This is a genomic window from Peribacillus deserti (assembly GCF_002863585.1).
GTDB lineage: Bacteria > Bacillota > Bacilli > Bacillales > DSM-1321 > Paraperibacillus > Paraperibacillus deserti_A.
Map to the genome: position 1 here is coordinate 46,275 of NZ_PGUY01000029.1, position 19,879 is coordinate 66,153.

General features: G+C 44.2%; 13 protein-coding genes. 10 read left to right on the forward strand and 3 right to left on the reverse strand.

The annotated features are described in order from the left end of the window. Positions 1-9: 9 nt before the first annotated feature. From CUU66_RS09865 to CUU66_RS09905, 9 genes are all read left to right on the forward strand, one after another. Complete coding sequence (locus tag CUU66_RS09865; RefSeq protein WP_101641592.1) at positions 10-1,389, forward strand: FAD-binding oxidoreductase; 1,380 nt, start codon at positions 10-12, stop codon at positions 1,387-1,389. 570 nt (positions 1,390-1,959) lie between these two features. After that, positions 1,960-3,783 carry a sigma-54-dependent Fis family transcriptional regulator gene (locus tag CUU66_RS09870; RefSeq protein WP_101641594.1) on the forward strand — a complete coding sequence of 608 codons (1,824 nt, stop codon included), beginning with the start codon at positions 1,960-1,962 and terminating at the stop codon, positions 3,781-3,783. A 167-nt stretch (positions 3,784-3,950) separates the two neighbouring features. Next, complete coding sequence (locus tag CUU66_RS09875; protein WP_101641626.1) at positions 3,951-5,126, forward strand: iron-containing alcohol dehydrogenase; 1,176 nt, start codon at positions 3,951-3,953, stop codon at positions 5,124-5,126. 23 nt (positions 5,127-5,149) lie between these two features. Next, complete coding sequence (locus CUU66_RS09880; protein ID WP_101641597.1) at positions 5,150-6,610, forward strand: CoA-acylating methylmalonate-semialdehyde dehydrogenase; 1,461 nt, start codon at positions 5,150-5,152, stop codon at positions 6,608-6,610. A gap of 236 nt (positions 6,611-6,846) precedes the next feature. Continuing rightward, complete coding sequence (gene hisD, locus CUU66_RS09885; protein WP_101641599.1) at positions 6,847-8,139, forward strand: histidinol dehydrogenase; 1,293 nt, start codon at positions 6,847-6,849, stop codon at positions 8,137-8,139. Positions 8,140-8,576: 437 nt separating this feature from the next. Next, positions 8,577-10,010, forward strand: a complete 1,434-nt coding sequence (locus tag CUU66_RS09890) for a GntP family permease (protein WP_101641601.1) — start codon at positions 8,577-8,579, stop codon at positions 10,008-10,010. A gap of 54 nt (positions 10,011-10,064) precedes the next feature. Continuing rightward, positions 10,065-10,826, forward strand: a complete 762-nt coding sequence (locus CUU66_RS09895; protein WP_101641603.1) for an SDR family NAD(P)-dependent oxidoreductase — start codon at positions 10,065-10,067, stop codon at positions 10,824-10,826. Positions 10,827-11,038: 212 nt separating this feature from the next. Further along, the gene (locus CUU66_RS09900) at positions 11,039-11,986 is read left to right on the forward strand and encodes a 3-hydroxyacyl-CoA dehydrogenase family protein (protein ID WP_101641606.1); all 948 of its coding nucleotides are present in this window, start codon (positions 11,039-11,041) and stop codon (positions 11,984-11,986) included. A 179-nt stretch (positions 11,987-12,165) separates the two neighbouring features. After that, the gene (locus CUU66_RS09905; protein WP_101641608.1) at positions 12,166-13,683 is read left to right on the forward strand and encodes a GNAT family N-acetyltransferase; all 1,518 of its coding nucleotides are present in this window, start codon (positions 12,166-12,168) and stop codon (positions 13,681-13,683) included. A gap of 1,050 nt (positions 13,684-14,733) precedes the next feature. On the opposite strand, the gene CUU66_RS09910 is transcribed toward CUU66_RS09905, so the two are convergent. After that, positions 14,734-15,300: a GNAT family N-acetyltransferase gene (locus CUU66_RS09910; RefSeq protein ID WP_101641609.1), complete on the reverse strand. Its 567-nt coding sequence runs from the start codon at positions 15,298-15,300 to the stop codon at positions 14,734-14,736. A 98-nt stretch (positions 15,301-15,398) separates the two neighbouring features. Here CUU66_RS09910 and CUU66_RS09915 point away from each other — a divergent pair, with 98 nt between their 5' ends. After that, positions 15,399-15,917, forward strand: coding sequence for a GNAT family N-acetyltransferase (locus CUU66_RS09915; RefSeq protein ID WP_257967947.1), 519 nt, complete (start codon positions 15,399-15,401; stop codon positions 15,915-15,917). A gap of 424 nt (positions 15,918-16,341) precedes the next feature. Here the strand turns inward: CUU66_RS09915 and CUU66_RS09920 are convergent, their stop codons facing one another. After that, positions 16,342-17,748 (reverse strand): MDR family MFS transporter, encoded by a 1,407-nt coding sequence (locus tag CUU66_RS09920; RefSeq protein ID WP_101641613.1) that lies wholly within the window; start codon positions 17,746-17,748, stop codon positions 16,342-16,344. A 967-nt stretch (positions 17,749-18,715) separates the two neighbouring features. After that, entirely contained in the window at positions 18,716-19,486 is a 771-nt protein-coding gene (locus CUU66_RS09930) for a PAS domain S-box protein (protein WP_101641617.1), read from the reverse strand. Positions 19,487-19,879 lie beyond the last annotated feature (393 nt).

Here is a 19,879-nt window from a genome sequence, read left to right on the forward strand (position 1 = left end):
GGAATCGTGATGAAGATCATACAAAATGACTTAGTAAGCCAATTGAAAACTATCATTCCGGAGGACCAGGTCACTGCCAATCCTACCGTATTGGAACTGCATAGTAAGGATGAATCGTACCATACTCCCCATTTTCCGGACGTTGTAGTATTTCCGAAAAGTACGGAAGAAGTTAGTGAAATTATGAAATTTGCCAATGAAAACCAAATCCCTGTTACTCCATTCGGCCTGGGAACAAGTTTAGAAGGACACGCCATTCCTTATCATGGCGGAATTTCGCTGGATTTTCAGCTGATGAACTCTGTGCTTGAGGTACGCCCTGCTGATTTTCTGGTACGGGTACAGCCGGGAGTCACCCGGAGTCAGTTAAATAAAGTATTAAAAAAGCATGGTCTTTTCTTTACAGTTGACCCAGGGGCGGACGCAACCCTTGGAGGTATGGCTGCGACGAATGCAAGCGGTACCACTTCTGTCAGATATGGAATTATGCGTGATCAAGTACGTGATCTGGAAGTTGTTCTGGCGGATGGCCGCATTATTCATACAGGAAGCATGACTGCTAAGTCTTCTTCCGGTTATCATATTTCTGGTTTATTTGTGGGTTCTGAAGGTACGCTGGGTATATTTACAGAGCTTATTTTACGTGTGTATGGTATACCGGAAGTCATTACAGCGGCACGTGCTGTATTTCCGACCGTGGAAGACGCAGTTACTGCAGTGGTTAGCACATTATCTGCCGGTATTCCGATTGCCCGAATGGAACTGGTAGATGCACGATCCATTAAACAAGTGAATCTATATAACAACACGGACTATCCCGAGGAGCCTACCCTTTTTATTGAATTTCACGGAAGTGATGCCGGGCTTAAGTACGATGTGGATTTTGCACAAAAGCTGGCAATGGAGAACGGTTGTAAGGAGTTTTTATTCGAAACAGATTCCAAGGCACGCTCACAGCTGTGGGAGGTCCGCCATAATCTGGCCTATGCATTTGTTCATAAATCACCTGGAAAGAAAATGATGGTAACGGATGTATGTGTACCGATTTCCGAATTGGTGGGGGCCATTCAGGATGCGCGCGCTGCCATTGATGAATCCGGTATGGATGGAGCCATCGTTGGCCATGTTGGAGATGGGAACTACCATGTTATTTTGATGATTGATCTAAATGATCCAAAAGAAATGGAAAAAGCTAAAAATCTTAATGCGCATTTAGTAGATTATGCCTTAAACCGTGGAGGCTCTTGTACTGGTGAACATGGTGTAGGTGTTGGTAAGAGAGGGTATCAGCGAAAAGAGCATGGTGAAGCCTTAGACATTATGAAGGGAATCAAAGATGTACTAGACCCTAAAGGAATATTAAATCCAGGGAAAATCTTTATAGATTGAGAGAATGCGGTTTACTAGTTTCTAGGGCTTCTCCTGCCACAATCATTCATGGTGCAGAGAGATTATAGGTCCAATGAAGAAGCCATTCGTAACATGGACAGGTAATGATGAAATGGATCACATAATAGAAGCAGTATGAAGTTATGTGGAATCCTTCGTAATTGAGAGTATGTTTTTTTACAGGAAGATTAGGTTAAACAGAATATTTATTTGAAACACCTTCATTGTAATTGTCATGAAGGTGTTTTTTACGCAGATCTATTAAAATGATGGTAATTTGCTAAGAAAATCCGTTCTTTTTTAATTTTTCGTGGAAAGTCATCAAAATAATAAAGAAATGTGGCAGCCGCTTTAACCTAAGTGAAATCTAAGCAGGGACAAAAAGATATTTGATTGAATCAAGAGCTCTCCTGACAAGCTTGTTTGAGTAGGAGGGCTCTAATTTTTCGCAGCCAGTGACCCACCAGCCTGACCGAACTCTATCATTCTTTTTGAATAGAGGGAATTGTAAAATTTTTTAGTGTACAATAATATCAACTTCTATTTTTTAAGTATTGGGGCGAAGAATGAATGTTGATAGACTACGAACAAACATCAAAAGTACTTAAAGAAATGAAAAGTTCCGATCCAATATCGAAGTGGATGACACCAAATCCGCAGAAGGTACTGCCTGATCAATCCTTGCGAGAAGTAATCCAAATACTTGAGCAGCACCGGATAGACGGGCTGCCTGTAATAAATGAAGAAAGAAAAGTGGTTGGGCTGATTACCAAATCCAGGCTGATGAGATGTTTTGTGGAGGGAATATCACCTGATGTACCGGTCTATGAGGTTATGAAGGGGTCGGTAGTGACAATCGGAGAAAATGAGACGATTGAAACGGCTTCCCGAATTCCGGTAGGCCGCCTTCCAGTCATTAATGAGGATGGGAAGCTGTCAGGAATTCTAACAAGGACCGATATTCTTCATTCCTATTCGTCGCATATTGATGAGCTTCAGGAAACGATCCATTCGACTTCCATTCTTCATACCATCCTCGAAACGGCATATGAGGGTATTGCCGTGATTGATACGAAAGGGATCATTTGTGAGTTTAATGAAGCGTATGCCCGTTTTCTTGGGAAAAAAAGAGAAGAGGCCATCGGACAGCACGTTACTTCTATTATCGAGAATACCCGCCTTCATCATGTTATACAGACCGGTGTGGCTGAAAAAGGGTACATACAGCGGATTCAGGGTCAGGATATGGTGGTTCACCGCATTCCCATCAGGCGGGATGGAGAAGTCGTAGGGGCGATCGGTATGCTGATTTTTCAAGGGGTAACCGAACTCTACAATATTCTCGGAAGGATGCAGGAGCTTACCAGACAGGTTACACAAAATAGGCTGCCGCAAGATACAGCATCGCAGCAAGAAGGCGGATTTACGAAAATTATCGGGAACAGCGAAGAACTGCAGCACGTTAAACGCATCGCCCGAAAGGCGGCAGGTACACCCTCTACTGTATTGATTACGGGGGAAAGCGGAACAGGAAAAGAAATGTTTGCTAATGCCATTCACACATTCAGCCCCTATGCCGAAGGGCCATTTATAAGTGTAAATTGTGCTGCGATTCCTGAACATTTGCTAGAGGCTGAATTATTCGGTTATGAGGAGGGGGCATTTACTGGTGCGAAGAAGGGCGGCAAGCCAGGGAAGTTTGAGCTTGCCCATAAAGGAACTCTCTTTTTGGACGAAATCGGTGATATGCCGGCCCTGATGCAATCGAAAATCCTGCGCGTACTTCAGGAACGCGAGGTGGAGAGGGTTGGTGGGCTGGCTAAGCATCAGGTGGATGTGCGAATTGTTGCTGCGACCAACCGCCGGCTTGAAGAAATGGTTAGGGAAGGAGATTTCAGGGAGGACCTGTATTACCGGTTAAATATCATTCGACTGGAAATCCCCCCGCTTAGAGAAAGGAAAGAAGATATTTCGCACCTGCTGGATTATCAGCTGCACCAATTTTGCGAGCGTTTTGGTCTAGAGGAAAAATGGTTTTCAGAAGAAGCAATGAATGCCCTGATTTCTTATTCTTGGCCCGGAAATGTAAGAGAGCTGGTCAATACAGTTGAAATGCTGGTAAGTCTCTCTGATTCAAATATGATCACTCTGGATGAATTGCCGGCCCGCATCATGAGTAAGAGGGTGGAGAATCCACTTTCGGCAGAGGTACTGGAGGAGAAGGTTGAAGCGGCTCCATTAACAAGGATGAAAACCTCTGCACTTGAACAAGAAAAAGAGTTGATCGTAAGAGTTCTAATTGAAACAAACGGAAATAAAGCTGCTGCCGCGAGAAAACTCGGGATTCAGAGGTCGACACTTTATGAAAAATTAAAGAAGCACAACATACACTAGTGTACGAATAAACGGACATCTTCCGGACATGTGTATGGCATATCGGACGGATAAGGCTTCAAAAAACTGCTATAAATCGCTTTTTTCACTTTGGCACGCTTCTTGCATGTATATAAAATGTACAGATAAAGGAGGCGAAAGTTTTGAAAGGGTTTGCAGAATTTCGTATGCCGGGGGCAGTTTTTTACGGAAATGAATCACTATCGAAGCTCGGTGAACAGGTATCCATCCTTGGTAGTAAGGCGCTGATTGTGAGCGACCGGATTATGGAGAAAATCGGGAATGTGAAAAAATGCCGGGAACTGCTCGATCAAGCTGGAATTTTCCATGTGGAGTATTTGGAAGTGAATTCCGAGCCAACCGACGTGCATGTTGAAGAGGCATTACAGATATGTATGGAAAATTCATGTGATGTAATCGTTGCCATCGGCGGAGGCAGCTGTATAGATGCAGCAAAAGCAGTAGCCGTTGTCGCTACAAACGGCGGCTACATCGGTGAATTTATGGGTGGAAAAAGAGGGGTAGAAAAGAAGCCTATTCCGTTAATTGCCATTCCCACAACAGCAGGAACCGGTTCTGAGGTAACGAACGTTACCGTCATAACCAATACGAAAGAGAATATTAAAATGATGATTAAGAATCCAGCCTTTCTTCCGGAAATGGCGATTGTGGATCCTATTCTTACTTATTCTTCACCGCCGCAGGTAACAGCTGCAACCGGTGTTGACGCTTTATGCCATGCCGTGGAAGCTTATATCTCGAGATTATCCCAGCCCATGACAGATAACCTGGCCCTATCAGCAATAGAGCTGATTGTCCATAATCTTCGCGCGGCTTACATAAACGGTCAAGACAAGGAAGCGAGAGAAAAGATGGCATTAGCCTCAATGCAGGCTGGCCTGGCTTTCTCTAATGCATCAGTTGCACTGGTCCACGGGATGTCCCGGCCGATTGGAGCCTTGTTCCATGTTCCGCATGGTATCTCAAATGCCATGCTGCTGCCGGCTGTACTTGAATTTACCAAAGAGAGTGCAGTAGACCGCCTTGCAGATATCGGTAAAATCATCCGGCCAGATTTGAAAGCGCTGACAAATAATGAGCTTGCCGACGTTACAGTCAATGAAATTAAAAAGCTTTGCTCCGATCTTAATATACCGAATATGAAAACCTATGGCCTTGACAGCGGGAAGTTTGAAGAGGTCGCTTCCAAGATGGCTAAGGATGCCCTTGCCAGCGGAAGTCCGGGCAATAATCCACGAGTGCCAGAGTTAGAAGAAATCATTGAGCTGTATCATCATTGCTTTACCTATGATTTTACCGTTTTAGAAACGGTTGCGAACTAATTTTACAAAAGGGGGAACTATTCATGACAGTATCAGTAGGAACGACAACATTAAAGAACTTTATTGGAGGGCAATGGGTATCCTCAGTATCAGATAAAACCGAAGCTGTACCGAATCCCGCGACAGGGAAAGTGCTTGCCTATGTTCCGCTTTCAAGCCGCGAGGACCTTGATCAAGCGGTTGAAGCAGCAAAGGAAGCATTCCAGTCATGGAAAAACGTTGCAGTTCCAAAAAGGGCAAGGATTCTTTTCCGCTATCAGCAGCTTTTAATTGATCACTGGGACGAGCTCGCAACCCTGATTACTACTGAAAACGGGAAAAATTACGAAGAGGCATACGGAGAAGTACAGAGGGGCATCGAGTGTGTGGAGTTTGCTGCAGGTGCGCCAACTCTGATGATGGGAACCCAGCTTCCTGATATCGCAACAGGAATTGAATCCGGAATGTACCGTTATCCAATCGGAGTTGTGGGCGGAATCACCCCATTTAACTTCCCGATGATGGTCCCATGCTGGATGTTCCCGCTTGCCATCGCCTGCGGAAATACATTCATTTTAAAATCGTCGGAACGCACACCGCTATTGGCAAACCGCCTGGCTGAACTATTTAAGGAAGCCGGCCTTCCAGATGGCGTTTTGAATGTCGTTCACGGCGCGCATGATGTGGTCAATGGGATTCTGGATCACAAGGATATTAAAGCGGTATCATTTGTAGGTTCCCAGCCGGTTGCTGAGTATGTGTACAAAACCGCCGCTGCAAACGGAAAACGTGTACAGGCCCTAGCGGGTGCCAAAAACCACTCCATCGTGCTCCCGGATGCGGACCTCGACTTAACAGTGACCAATATTATCGGGGCAGCCTTTGGATCTGCAGGCGAGCGCTGCATGGCTTGTGCGGTAGTGGTAGCAGTAGGTGATGTCGCGGACGAATTGGTAAGCCGCTTAGTCAAGGCCTGTGAAGACATGAAAATCGGCAGCGGACTTGAAAAGGGCAACTTCCTGGGTCCAGTCATTCGTGATGCCCATAAGGAACGTACAGTAAAATACATTGAGATTGGTGAATCCGAAGGAGCAATCCTAGTACGTGACGGCCGCAAGGATGATGCTGTATCTGGAGAAGGCTACTTCGTAGGCCCAACCATTTTTGATAAAGTAACTCCGGGAATGAAAATCTGGCAGGATGAAATCTTTGCTCCTGTACTTTCAATTGTGCGTGTGGAAACTCTTACTGAAGCTATTAACATTGCGAATGAATCAGAATTTGCAAACGGTGCCTGCCTGTTTACAGACAGTGCAAAAGCTGTCCGCCAATTCCGTGAAGACATTGATGCAGGTATGCTGGGAGTGAATATGGGGGTTCCTGCACCGATGGCATTCTTCCCATTCTCAGGCTATAAAAAATCGTTTTATGGCGATCTTCATGCAAATGGACGCGATGGAGTTGAATTCTATACACGTAAAAAAATGCTTACTGCAAGATATTAATCTGGCAATATTGAAAACTGGGAATCATCAGTGACAGCATTGGACTATGACCAGCTTCATACTGCGAGGAAAAAACAATAGGATACGCAGCAATAGCAGCGTGGATGCGGGCAAAAATAAGGACAGGTCCTTACAAGAGAACGGCCAGCTCAAACCTAGAATTTCAATTAACTGGACCTTCGGGCGGTGGTATCCGGTCCGCGGCTTGCAAAAATTTTTATAAAGGGGAGAGACACATGGCGAAATTTCTTAAGACAGGAAAAACCAAAGAAGAGCTGGCTGTCCAGGCAGCACAGGTTTCTGAAACGGTAAAAAGTATTATTACAGATATAGAAAACAATGGCGACTCTGCAGTAAGAAGCTACTCAGAGAAATTTGATAAGTGGTCTCCGGACAGCTTTAAGCTCTCACGGGAGCAGATAAAAGAAATTATCAGCTCTGTACCTGAAGAAACAATCAATGATATTAAATTTGCACAAAAGCAAATCCGCGGTTTTGCCGAAGCTCAGAAGTCGGCCCTGCGCGATATTGAAGTTGAAACACTGCCGGGCGTATTTCTGGGGCACCGAAATATACCGGTAAACAGTGTGGGCTGCTATATCCCTGGTGGAAGATATCCCATGGTCGCATCCGCCCATATGAGCGTACTTACTGCCAAGGTGGCAGGCGTCAAGCGGGTAATCGCATGCACGCCACCGATTAACGGCGAAGTTCCTGCAGCTACAGTGGCAGCGATGGCACTTGCTGGGGCAGATGAAATTTATCTGCTTGGCGGTGTTCAGGCTATGGCTGCCATGGCCATTGGGACGGAAACGATTGAAGCGGTGGATATGCTGGTCGGACCTGGGAATGCTTTCGTTGCTGAAGCAAAGCGACAGCTGTTCGGCCGTGTGGGCATCGATCTCCTTGCAGGGCCGACAGAAGTTCTCGTTATTGCCGATGAAACCTCGGACGCCGAAATTGTGGCAACTGACCTGTTAGGACAGGCAGAGCACGGTCCTACTTCGCCAGCGGCCTTGATTACGACATCGAAAGCTCTTGCCGATGAAACGGAAGTGGAAATTGACCGCCAGCTCCAAACACTTGAAACAGCGGATGTAGCACGGGCTGCATGGCAGGAATATGGCCAGATTATTCTGGTTGACAGCCTGGAGGAAGCGGTTGTGGAAGCGGACAAGCTGGCGTATGAGCATGTCGAAATCCTGACCGAGAATCCACGCTACTTCCTTGAGAGCATGACCAATTATGGGGCGCTTTTCTTAGGGCCTGAAACCAATGTAGCGTATGGCGATAAAGTAATCGGTACGAACCACACACTTCCTACCAAAGGGGCAGCCCGCTACACTGGCGGTCTTTGGGTCGGCAAATTCCTTAAGACCTGTACCTACCAGGAAATCAGAACAGAGGAAGCAAGTGCCATGATCGGTGAATATGCTGAGCGTCTTTGCCACCTTGAAAACTTTGCCGGACATCGCGAACAGGCTCTGCTGCGTGTCCGCCGTTATAAAAAAGAATCTGTACCTCAGTAAAGAAAGGACCGATTTTGCATCTTCAAAATTTGCCTGTCATGACTGAAAATAGGACGTAATATTTTTGAGCACCCGTCATGCGATAAATATCTTCTGTGGAAAAGTTTAGATGTGAGGTAATCGTGGTTTCAAGATTGACTAGAAATAGGCATTGCGGCGTAAAAGAGTTATTCATTAGAATAAAGGCTTTACTACTGATCATTGTTAATTATGTACGATATGTAGGAATAGGGAGTCACAAGACTCCCGGGCACAGCGAGTCGAGGGGAACCCAATGGAGAGAAAAATCACCGGGGAGGTTCCCGGACCGGCCGCGAAAGCAAGTGCCTGCAGGGGACATCAACAGGCAAATTTAGCAGAGCTTTATTGAAAACACGCCTAACGGCTGACCTGCAGTAAAAATGAAGGTAAATACGCGTAAAATAAGGAGAAACTATATGGATTTGGTTATCATTTTACTTTCACTGGGTCTTTTAATGTTCGTTGCTTACAGGGGGTTTTCAGTTATTTTGTTTGCTCCCATCTGTGCCCTGTTTGCAGTATTGCTTACAGAGCCAGCTCATGTTCTGCCGTTCTTTTCGAATATATTCATGGAAAAAATGGTTGGATTCATTAAGCTTTATTTCCCGGTTTTCTTACTGGGTGCTATCTTCGGCAAGGTAGTTGAGACGTCGGGATTGGCAGCCTCAATAGCAAAAACCATCGTTCGGGCAGTAGGTGCAAAACGCGCCGTCCTTGCCATCGTCATTATGACATCTATTTTAACTTATAGCGGAGTCAGTTTGTTCGTCGTTGCTTTTGCTGCCTATCCGTTCGCAGCAAAGCTGTTTCAGGAAGCAAATATTCCTAAGCGTCTCATTCCAGGCACGATTGCTTTGGGAGCGCTTTCTTTTACAATGGATGCCCTGCCGGGGTCACCGCAGATCCAAAACGTTATTCCAACTTCCTATTTCAAGACTGACATCTATGCTGCTCCTATCCTTGGGATCATTGGTGCCATCTTTGTATTTGGACTTGGATTATTCTATCTTGAATCCCGCCGCCGCAAGGCTGCAGCAGCAGGGGAAGGATATTTTGGATTTGGCGATGAGGTGGCGGCAGCAGCAGAACAGGCAGTAGTCCCTCCTGCTCCATCCTTAAATTCAGTAGTAGATAGCCCGATCCGTCAGATTATTGCTTTTGTTCCGCTCATCCTTGTGGGTGTAATGAATAAATTTTTCACGGTTTCGATTCCTAAATGGTACCCAAATGGATTTGATTTTACTAAAATCGGCCTTGATGCATTTGGAAAAGTGGAACTGTCTACAGTACTTGGTGTATGGTCCGTTGAACTTGCGCTGATCATTGGTATCCTGGCAACCATAGCTTATAACTATAAGGGCGTGGCTGTGGATTTCAAAACCAGCCTTAATGCTGGAATCGGCGGAGCGCTGCTTGCAGCTATGAATACAGGTTCAGAATATGGATTTGGGGGCATTATTTCGTCCCTTCCCGGCTTTGGCATCGTACGTGACGGAATCTCCCACACCTTTACCTCACCGCTTGTGAATGGGGCCGTTACTACCAACGTCCTTGCCGGTATCACGGGTTCTGCTTCAGGCGGCATGGGGATTGCTCTCAGTGCCATGGGTGATAAATATGTCGAAGCTGCTATGAACTCCGGCATTCCTATGGAAGTCATGCACCGCATCATAGCCATGGCTTCCGGAGGCATGGATTCCCTGCCGCATAATGGAGCCGTTATTACCCTGCTGGCAGTCTGCGGCCTGACACATAAGCAGTCTTACCGCGACATTTTTGCGATAACTATTATAAAAACCCTTGCTGTATTCTTTATCATCGGTGTTTACTCCATAACAGGCTTAATTTAAATGAGGAGAAGGGCACTGTAATGGTGTCCTTTCTCTGTTGAGGGGGATGGATACATGGATTATTTTTCAGACCTTAAAGGCAAAAGGATTCTAGTCACTGGCGGCAGCAAAGGTCTTGGACTGGATATCGCCCTTTCGTTCGCACGTTTGGGATCTAAAGTGGTGATTACAGGCCGGAAGCAGTCCGCGCTTGAAGAAGCAGCCATTCAATTACGGAAATACCAGGAGGATTGTACATTCATCACTTCTGATATGCAGGATGTTGAAAGTGTGCGGAAAATGGTCGATGAAGCAGCCAGGCATATGGGAGGATTGGATGTCCTGGTCAATAATGCAGGCATTAATATTGCTAAGCCCGCAGTGGAAGTTACGGAAGAAGATTGGGACCAGGTTGTGGATACCAATCTAAAAGGCCTGTTTTTTTGCTCCCAGCAGGCTGGCAGATATCTAATCCCTCAAGGCAGCGGGAAAATCATCAACATCGTTTCCCAAATGGCTTTTGTCGGTTTCTATGACAGGGCTGCCTACTGTTCTAGCAAAGGCGGGGCAGTACAGCTGACAAAAGCGCTCGCAGTCGAATGGGCTGAACATCATATCAACGTGAATGCAGTAGCTCCGACGTTCATAGAAACAGAGATGACAAAACCAATGTTTGAGGACCGTACATTTTACGAGAATGTAATAGGAAGGATTCCACTGGGGGAGCTTGCACAACCTTCAGATGTTACGGGGGCGGTACTGTTCCTTGCTTCTAACATGGGGAATTTTATTACTGGTGAAACAATAAAAGTGGATGGCGGCTGGACTGCCATTTAATAGAAAGGCTATGTTAAAGGCTAAGGTTAATTTTTGCACGATGTTGATTGGAACGGATATGCGAGACTCCTGCGGGAAAAGCGGGGCGAGGGAGACCCCACAGGCATAAATGCCGAGGAGGCTCCCGGAACGCCCCGCGGAAAGCGAGTGCCTGCTAGCTGCAATCAACAGCCATGTTTAACAGAGCTAATAGAAAAGAGGTTGAAAGCGAGATGGAAGAACAAGTCGCGGTAATCGGCTGTGGGACAATGGGCCATTCTATTGCTCTATCAGCTGCGCTTGCAGGATTCACCATAAATATGTGGGGATATAGCCAGGCAGACCTGGTTAGAGCAAAGAAAGATCTGGAAGAGAAAATACAGGTTCTTGCCCGCTATCAAGTGATAGAAGTCGGAGAAATCGCACCATTGCGGGAAAGGGTTCGTTTTACACAATCGCTCGAGGATTGTATTGCTGGGGCTACCTTTATCATTGAAGCAATACCCGAAACACTTTCCCTTAAGCAGGAGTGGTACAAGAAACTAGATGCGCTTTGCGATTCGAGTGTCATCTTGGCCAGTAATACATCCGGCTTAAGTCCGACCGAAATTGCGAAATATACGAACATTCCCGAACGGACCGTGGTTACCCACTTTTGGAATCCTGGGCATCTGATCCCGCTGGTGGAAATTGTCAGGGGGAAACATACTTCCGATGAAACCGTTGAACGATCACTTCATTTGCTCAGCTGCATGAAGAAAAAACCCATAGTCGTGCAGAAGGAAATTCCGGGTGCGATTGGAAACCGGCTGCAATACGCCCTTTTCAGGGAAGCACAGTATATTCTCGAACAAGGTGCGGCAACGGTTGAAGATATAGATGCAGCAGTGCGTTACAGTATTGGACGGCGCCTGCCCGTAACAGGTCCCTTTATGACCGCTGATATGGGTGGCCTCGACGTATTCGGTTCGATTTCCAGTTACTTATTCCCGGACTTAAGTTCCCATTCAGAATCCTTACAAGACATGAAAGGCTTAGTTGATGAGGGGAACTTTGGACAGAAAAACGGCAGAGGATTCTATGAATGGCCGGCGTCCTTTTCAACCCAGATGAATGATGAGCGCGAGCGTGAATTGATTTCGTGGCTGAAGAAGGATTTGGAGGAGTATAGATCCATTTAGAAATAATAAATCACTGATCATTTTTAAACCGGCAAAGGGATGCCGGTTTTTTTGATTAGCAGTGTTACCTATAATATTGATACATTTTTTTGGAATTTAAAGCATGCCAATTAACATAAAAACCAATTGGAAGACCTTTCCGAGTGATATAATTAAATTAAAAATGCGAGGTGTATAGGATGCTAGAGAACTTAACAGCTTCTTTAGGAGCGGAAATGAAAGAAGATGGTTCGTTTAATCGCCAGGTGAATCGGTTTACCGCTGCTTTTGGCGATGGAGAAGAGGAGCTTCCAGTAGAGGCTGGCAGGTACAGGCTGCTTTGGTCGGCCGTCTGCCCATGGGCACACCGGTCCGTGATTGTCCGTAGTGTCCTTGGATTGGAAGATGCTATCAGCCTGGGTACTGCAAGCCCGATGCGTCCGGATCTTCCTCATGTGGACTGGGAGTTTTCACTTGACCAAGAAGGGGTTGACCCAGTACTCAGAATTAGATATATGAGTGAAATATATCAAAAAACAGACCCGGAATACAGCGGCAGGCCAACCGTTCCTGTAATGGTGGACGTTAAAGATCAAAAGGCCGTAAACAATGATTATTTCAAACTGACAAACTATCTGGAAACAGCATGGAAATCACTACATAAAAAGAATGCTCCCGATTTATACCCTGAGCATCTCCGTGAAGAAATCGATGCCCTTAACGATATTATTTTTCATGACGTTAATAATGGGGTGTATAAATGCGGCTTTGCCAGATCGCAGGAAGCATACGAAGAGGCCTATGATGCCTTGTTTGCCCGATTGGATGAATTGGAAGAACGTCTGTCCCAGCAGCGATTTCTATTCGGGAACTTTATCACGGACTCCGATGTTCGATTATATGCTACATTAATCCGATTCGACGCAGCCTATTACTCTGCTTTTAAAACGAATCGGAATCGAATCGTCGACTTCCCTCATATATGGGGATATTTGCGTGATTTATACCAAACACCTGGCTTTGGCGATACCACGGACTTTCATGCCATTAAAGTCCACTATCATCTTTCGAACCATATTGCCACAGATGACCAGAAGTCCAAGAATATCCTTCCAAAAGGTCCGGACCTATCAGGCTTAACCTCCACGCATAATAGAGAATTATTAAGCGGTATGGAAGAAAAATTTTTAAGACAAAGAAGCACCGAGGAAGCCGTAATCATACGGGATGCTTCCGACAGTGAATTGCCATACATCAGAGAACAGAGGGTGGCTTCTTATCAGGAGCATGCTGTGAACATTCCAGGAGGGCATTGGACAGCTTTAAAGCAGGCGATCTCTTCTGAGGCTGATGTTCAGGCAGGCGCACAAAGAATTGTGGCAGAATCCGAAGGGAAAATCATTGGAAGTGTCGTACTATTTCCTGCCAAAAGTGATGCATACGAAGGTTATGTGGAAGAACTGGATTATCCCGAAATCCGAATGCTGGCCGTTGCACCAGAGGCAAGAGGCAAGGGAGCCGGCGCACTGCTCGTTTCCGAATGTATCAAGAGAGCAAAGGAACAGGGGTATTCTTCCATCGGGCTGCATACCGGAGAATTCATGGAAGGCGCTATGAGATTATACGAGCGACTCAGTTTTGAACGTCTGCCGCAATACGACTTTGAACCAGCCGGTGACGGGATCATTGTTAAGGCATACCGGCTGACATTTAAGTGATTTGAGAAGGGGACATGGACAGTGTCCTCTTATTTTTCACGAGGGGAAGGAATTAGGATAAGCAAAGACCGGTGCTCCTGGCATTAGGAAGCGGCAATACAACAATACGGTTTAATAGATTGTTTTTCTGTTTAACTCCACGAGTGAGTTACATGTCAGACAATAGTAAGAAGAAGCGGGGATTTTCTAATGGAAAACTGCTAATCTAGGAGCTTAATTTTCCATTTGGCTAGCTTTTTTTATCTGACTTAAGCTTCCAGCTCATAAAAAACATGTATTATAGAAGGTTTTTAAAAAACTGTGGGGGTATGCGTAAGTCCAGCTGTTTTATGCTTACCTTTGTGAGAAATATGCTTATGTTCAGAGAGTTTATGCTTACATTTTGTGGTTTTATGCTTATATTTAGTACTTTTATGCGTATGTCCCTTGATCCAATGCTTATGTAGGGTGCTTTATGCTTATCAAACGGCCTTTATGCTTATGTTCCACTGAATATGCTGATCGTATATTGAGAATCTAAGTTTGACTGTTAACCAAAGCACATAAAATACAGCTGCCGGGATTTTCTCCGGCAGCCAGGGCACACCAAACTTTACATGTCCCTTTCCAGGTTTAAATATCTGTCCCGAGACTTCCTCGGATTCTTGTAACCGCCTTTTGGCTGATGTCCAATGGAGCAGACTATAACAATTGCGGCAAAGATTAATATCAGTTTCTTCAATTTCTGTTCTTCTTTCTAGGTTTAGTCCATTAAAGGATACACCTATACACATGTGATTTCAAAAATCTTGTTTTGATACAAGGCATATTTTTATAAAATTCAGAGGTTTCTTTTTTAAAATGAGCGAGTCGGTTCCTATTAATCATGTCGTTTCGTCTGCAAACTGTATAATCATCACCTGAAGCTTGGTAATTGGTGTTTATGCTGATGCTTGTTCATTTCTGGTTTAGGTAATGCATGCAAAGAAATTGGTTATGTAAAATCAATTCGGCTTACTATGTTCTAGATAAAATATAGTAGTCTACTTATCATCATAAAAAAACACTACATTACTCTGCCCGATCGCTGGTTCCTTTTTCTACTTTTATTTTACTGCTTCGCAGCACGGTTATAAACCCATCCAATATTTCATGGCTCACTTTAAACCCTTTTCGCTTATAGAATTCCAGGGCGGTGTCATTACCATTAGAAACATAGATGAAATAATCATCCACATCCTCAAATTGATGCAGCCACTCCATGGATAAATGGAAAAGCTTAGAGCCGACTCCAAATTGCCGGTATTCGTCCCTGATGTAAAATTGAGATAAGCAGCCAACATTTTTTTGGCGTACAGAAGCCGGGTCGAAAAAGGTAGCAAATTCGTTGGAATAGGATTCTTTTGGAGAGATATTGGAATACACATATCCTGCTAATTTATCTTCATCTCTAACTACTACAATCTGATTATGCAGGGCTTTTTTTACGGAAGGAACCATGCGCGTGTCAAAATTCATACTGTCAAACAGTTCTGGTCTTATGTATGCCTTAGACTTTTGAAACACCATAAGCTCATTGCATAAATCCCTGCAGACTTCTATTTGGTCATCTGATATAACTTCGTATGTTAAATTCAAACGTATCACTCCTTTTAGCAGCTATTCTTAATGTTCATTTTAATACATAATGAAGATGAAAGATCTACTAAAATTTCAACAGAGGGGATGTAAAAATTTTGGAAGCAGTAAAACCGTATGTCCTCCGCCGATTTAAAACCGGTGATGAAGAATGGGTCATTCGAAAACATGGTGAGCTGTATGCCGCTGAATATGGCTGGAATCATGAATTCGAAGAGCTCGTTTCAAACATTATGTCCGCATTTATTACCAGCTTTGATAAGAAGAGAGAACAGAGCTGGATCGCCGAACTGAACGGGGAAATAGTGGGTTCTATTTTTGTTGCCTCAGAAAGTGAGACTGTTGCAAAAGTGCGCTTGCTATTAGTAGATCCAAAGGCTCGTGGCTTGGGACTGGGTTCACATCTTGTTGATGAATGCATAAGTTTTGCAAGAAATGCAGGGTATAAAAAGCTCGTTCTATGGACGAACAGTGTGTTAATAGAGGCTAGGCATATTTATAAGAAAAAAGGATTTATCCTGGCAGCGGAAGAAAAGCATCATAGCTTTGGCAAGGATTTAGTTGGAGAGACGTGGGAGTATTATTTTGGTAATAGCTCTGTTAAACATGGCTGTTGATTGCAGCTAGCAGGCACTCGCGGACCTTAGGGGCGTTCCGGGAGCCTCCTCGGCATTGACGCCTGTGGGGTCTCCCTTTTGCCCCGCTTTTCCCGCAGGAGTCTCGCATATCCGTTCCAATCAACGTCGTGCAAAAATCAAGAATGACCTTTAACATAGCCTTGGTAATAATAATATCTAAGATGATTTGAGAAACGGAATAATAATATTATGTAAACTTATACTTTTATTAAAACTTCGATAAATGATTTTTGATCTATTTTGAATAGGGCAAGATTATATAGACAAATATCGGCTGATTCTATCTCCATTAGTTACACCTGCTTATCATTTGAGGAAGATCACTCGCCGGCCAAATGCAATAAACGCACTTAAAACTAAAATAAAAAGCTTGGAAATTCATCCAAGCTTTTTTTATCCTCTTTTATTCCTGCGGCATTTCCTGTGCCGGCTTACTGTTTTTTATAAAGAAGGAAATGATCAAACTTACAAGTGAAAGAACGGCAACGACAATAAAGGCTATATTGACACCATACATATCCGGGTGCTGGATGGCAGGCTTTTGGGCTGCTGATTCAGCGGTTGTTGTCATGACGGTTACCAGGATTGCTGTACCAACAGAAGCCGCGATCATTTTCATCGTATTATCCATGGCAGCTCCATGGGATAACAATCGTTTTGGAAGGAGGTTAAGAGCGGCTGTCGATACCGGCATCATAACCAGAGATAATCCAAGCATCCGGACACTGTAAAGGATCGTTATAGATGCCATGGTAGTCCCGGGACCTAAATCGGTAAAAGCGAACGATGAGACTGTAATAATCGCAAGACCGGTGATCACCAGCCATCTGGCTCCGATCCGGTCAAATATTCTCCCGATAAAGGGAGCTAGAATGCCGGTAATCAAAGCTCCGGGTAAAATGGCGATACCCGCTTCAAACGCAGTGAACCCTCGCATGTTCTGCATGAACAGAGGGATAAGTGTTTCTGCCCCGATGAGACCCATAAATGTGATCATCCCAATTAATATGGCAAGAGGGAAAAAGGAGTATTTGAACACACGGAACTCAAGCATCGGGTGCGTTAATCTCAGCTGTCGAGTGATAAACAATGTCAAAGCGACCACTCCGATCGCGAGCGAGAGCAGAGTATTCCGCTCGGTCCAGCCGAAGTTCCCTGCATTCGTAAAGCCGAACAGCAAACCGCCGAAACCAAAGGATGATAATATAATTGAAAGAACATCCACTTTTGGACGGGTTACTTCCGTAACATTTCTCAATGCCTTAAAAGCAACCAGGATATCGATCAATGCGATCGGCAGGATGATGAAAAACAAGACTCTCCAGGAATAATGCTCCGTTACCCAGCCAGACAAAGCCGGGCCAATAGCTGGTGCGAATGAGATGACAAGGCCGACTAACCCCATGGCTGCACCGCGCTTGTGTACGGGGAACATCATTAAGAAGACGGTCTGCATAAGCGGAAGCATCACTCCAGCTCCGCTTGACTGAATCATTCTTCCGAGAAGCAGAAGTTCAAAGTTCGGCGCCAGCCCCGCAACTAATGTACCGAAAGCAAAAACGCTCATGGCTGTGATGAATAGCTGCCTTGTTGTAAAACGCTCCAATAAAAACGCACTGACTGGGATCATAATCCCGTTTACCAGCATAAAGACTGTAGTCAGCCACTGTGCGCTATTGGCCGTTATATCCATTTCTGCCATAACAGGCGGTATCGCCGTAATCATTAGTGTTTGATTCAAGATGGCGATGAACGTTCCTGCAAGAAGCAGGGCTACAATGGTAGACTGTTTGTATGTTGTTTTCTCCATTCTTATCTCCTTTTCCTATTTAGTTGTAATCATATGTATCAGCTTCAACCTTACAAAAATATATAAGATTATGTAACATAATGGTCTTTATAACACATATTTTGTAGCTTACACGAAATGAAAGTAATAATCTACGTATTTGCTTTAAAAAAGTTATTACATATTAAGGAATGAATTTTGTGTATGATTGGGTTGTTTGGATCATTCGAAGCAGGATCGAGTTTAATCAAATAGTGGAAAATAGGGATCACATGTATGAACCAAGAAGATTACGCCTGAAAGCCCAAAATGTAAAAACAGGAAGATGTACGGCAGAACCCTTGGTGCTCAGAAGCGATGAAATACTGTCGTGCATACCCATAATATTTCGCAAGATACATTTGTATCAATTACAGGGATTTTTGGAAGAAATACAGCGGAAAGAAACGTATGAACGAATTGAGGGTATCTTTGCAGGGTGTTCCCAGATGCCTATTGTGAGGTGAATGTGGATCTTCATTTGAACGTCCTCAAAAAAACGACCTGGAGGAGAACATTGTCTATTGTATTGAAGAAGAAATGGAGTGGCTTCGAACGAACTTTATAAAAGTGATATCCAAAACTTGTCGGAAGAAAATCTGACTTATGCAATCAATGGAGGATTAGGATTGTGCAGGATACCTACTTCGAACTAACGCAGGAAGCAGTCCATTTTTCGCAGGGAGCGGAAAAAATTTCGGAAGGCTGTTTCTATATTAAGCAGAGAAGATTTATTAAGGTGAGCATTGTCAAAGACAGTAACAGCCATTGGAAAACAATCCGAGACCTCTAGCGCTAAAGGGGAGCACCCCGGCCGCCCTTTTTGCATTTGTTGCTATGGTATTAAAGTTAATTATTTTAAAGGGACAATTTTGTAAGCCCTTATGATCTAATTTCTAATATGAAAGGGTTATATTAAGAAACTAAAATCAATTAAGCAGGTTTAGCTTTAGTGTTCCTCTTCCTCATATCTAACTCCCAGCGAATAAAGTGCGTCCTTCACGGTTGACAGGGTTGGAGTAGAGCCCAAATCAATATTCAAGGATGTGGCCACTATGGCTAAATCCGGTCTTAATCCAGTAATAATAGAGCAGACACCAAGCAGGGATAATACTCTGTTTATCTTGAAAAGGTAGTCGGTCACCACATTATCTAATTGATAGATGCCTGTAAAATCGATAATCAGGCAGCTTACGTTTTGTTCCTGGACCTTTCCTGGGACCAGTTCTAAAAGCTGTCTTGCCCTCTCTTCATCTACAGATCCTGCCAAAGGAAGTACCGCAATGCCGCTTAATAGAGGAACGAGTGTGATTGAAAGTTCATTCACTTGTTTCTTCATTTCTTGATGTCTTTTTTCTGCTTCTTTTTTTTCGCTTAAATCTCGAACATAGGTCTGAATGGCTTTTGTGTTTCCTATCATGACAGGGTGACAATATAATTCTACCACCACTGTTGTTCCGTCCATTCTATAAATGGTTTCTTCAATGACCTCTGCTGGCTGTTGATAAGCGGACTGAATTCTTTTTCTTATGGCAGACTTAGAGGTTTCCTTGAAAATATCCAAAGGACTTGCTCCAATGACTTCTTCTTTTTTAGCACGAAAGAACTTTTCAGCTGCACCGTTAATATAGAGGATTTTAAAATCTGTGTGAATAATGAGGGGATCGAGAGAATATTCAATAACCTCACGATAATCAATATCCGAAATCGTTTTACTCATGGTTTCACTCCCTTACTGCTATAAGGTTACCATTAATTTGGTTTTCATCAAGTAATAGGGTCTTTTGAAAATCCATTTAAAACAAATGCTTCCTTTTTAGCCTGTATGGATAGTCCAAATATCCAATGCCGGCTGTGGGGAGTTTTTTCTCCCCTTAGACGGATTGGCCAGTGACTCGAGGGTCTCAGCTTGAAGCTGGATCGGGAAGTCTTGTACCTGCAGAGAAGGTCAACCTGATTTACCAATAGGGTGATGTAACAAAACTTATTAAAAAACAACTTTCTTTTTAGAAAGGCTGTTTTCGTAAACTTTGTTGTTATTGAACAAGGGGGTTGATTGGAACGTGAGGATGCTCGCTTTCCGCGGGGCGGGCGCTGAGCCTCCTCGGCTTCG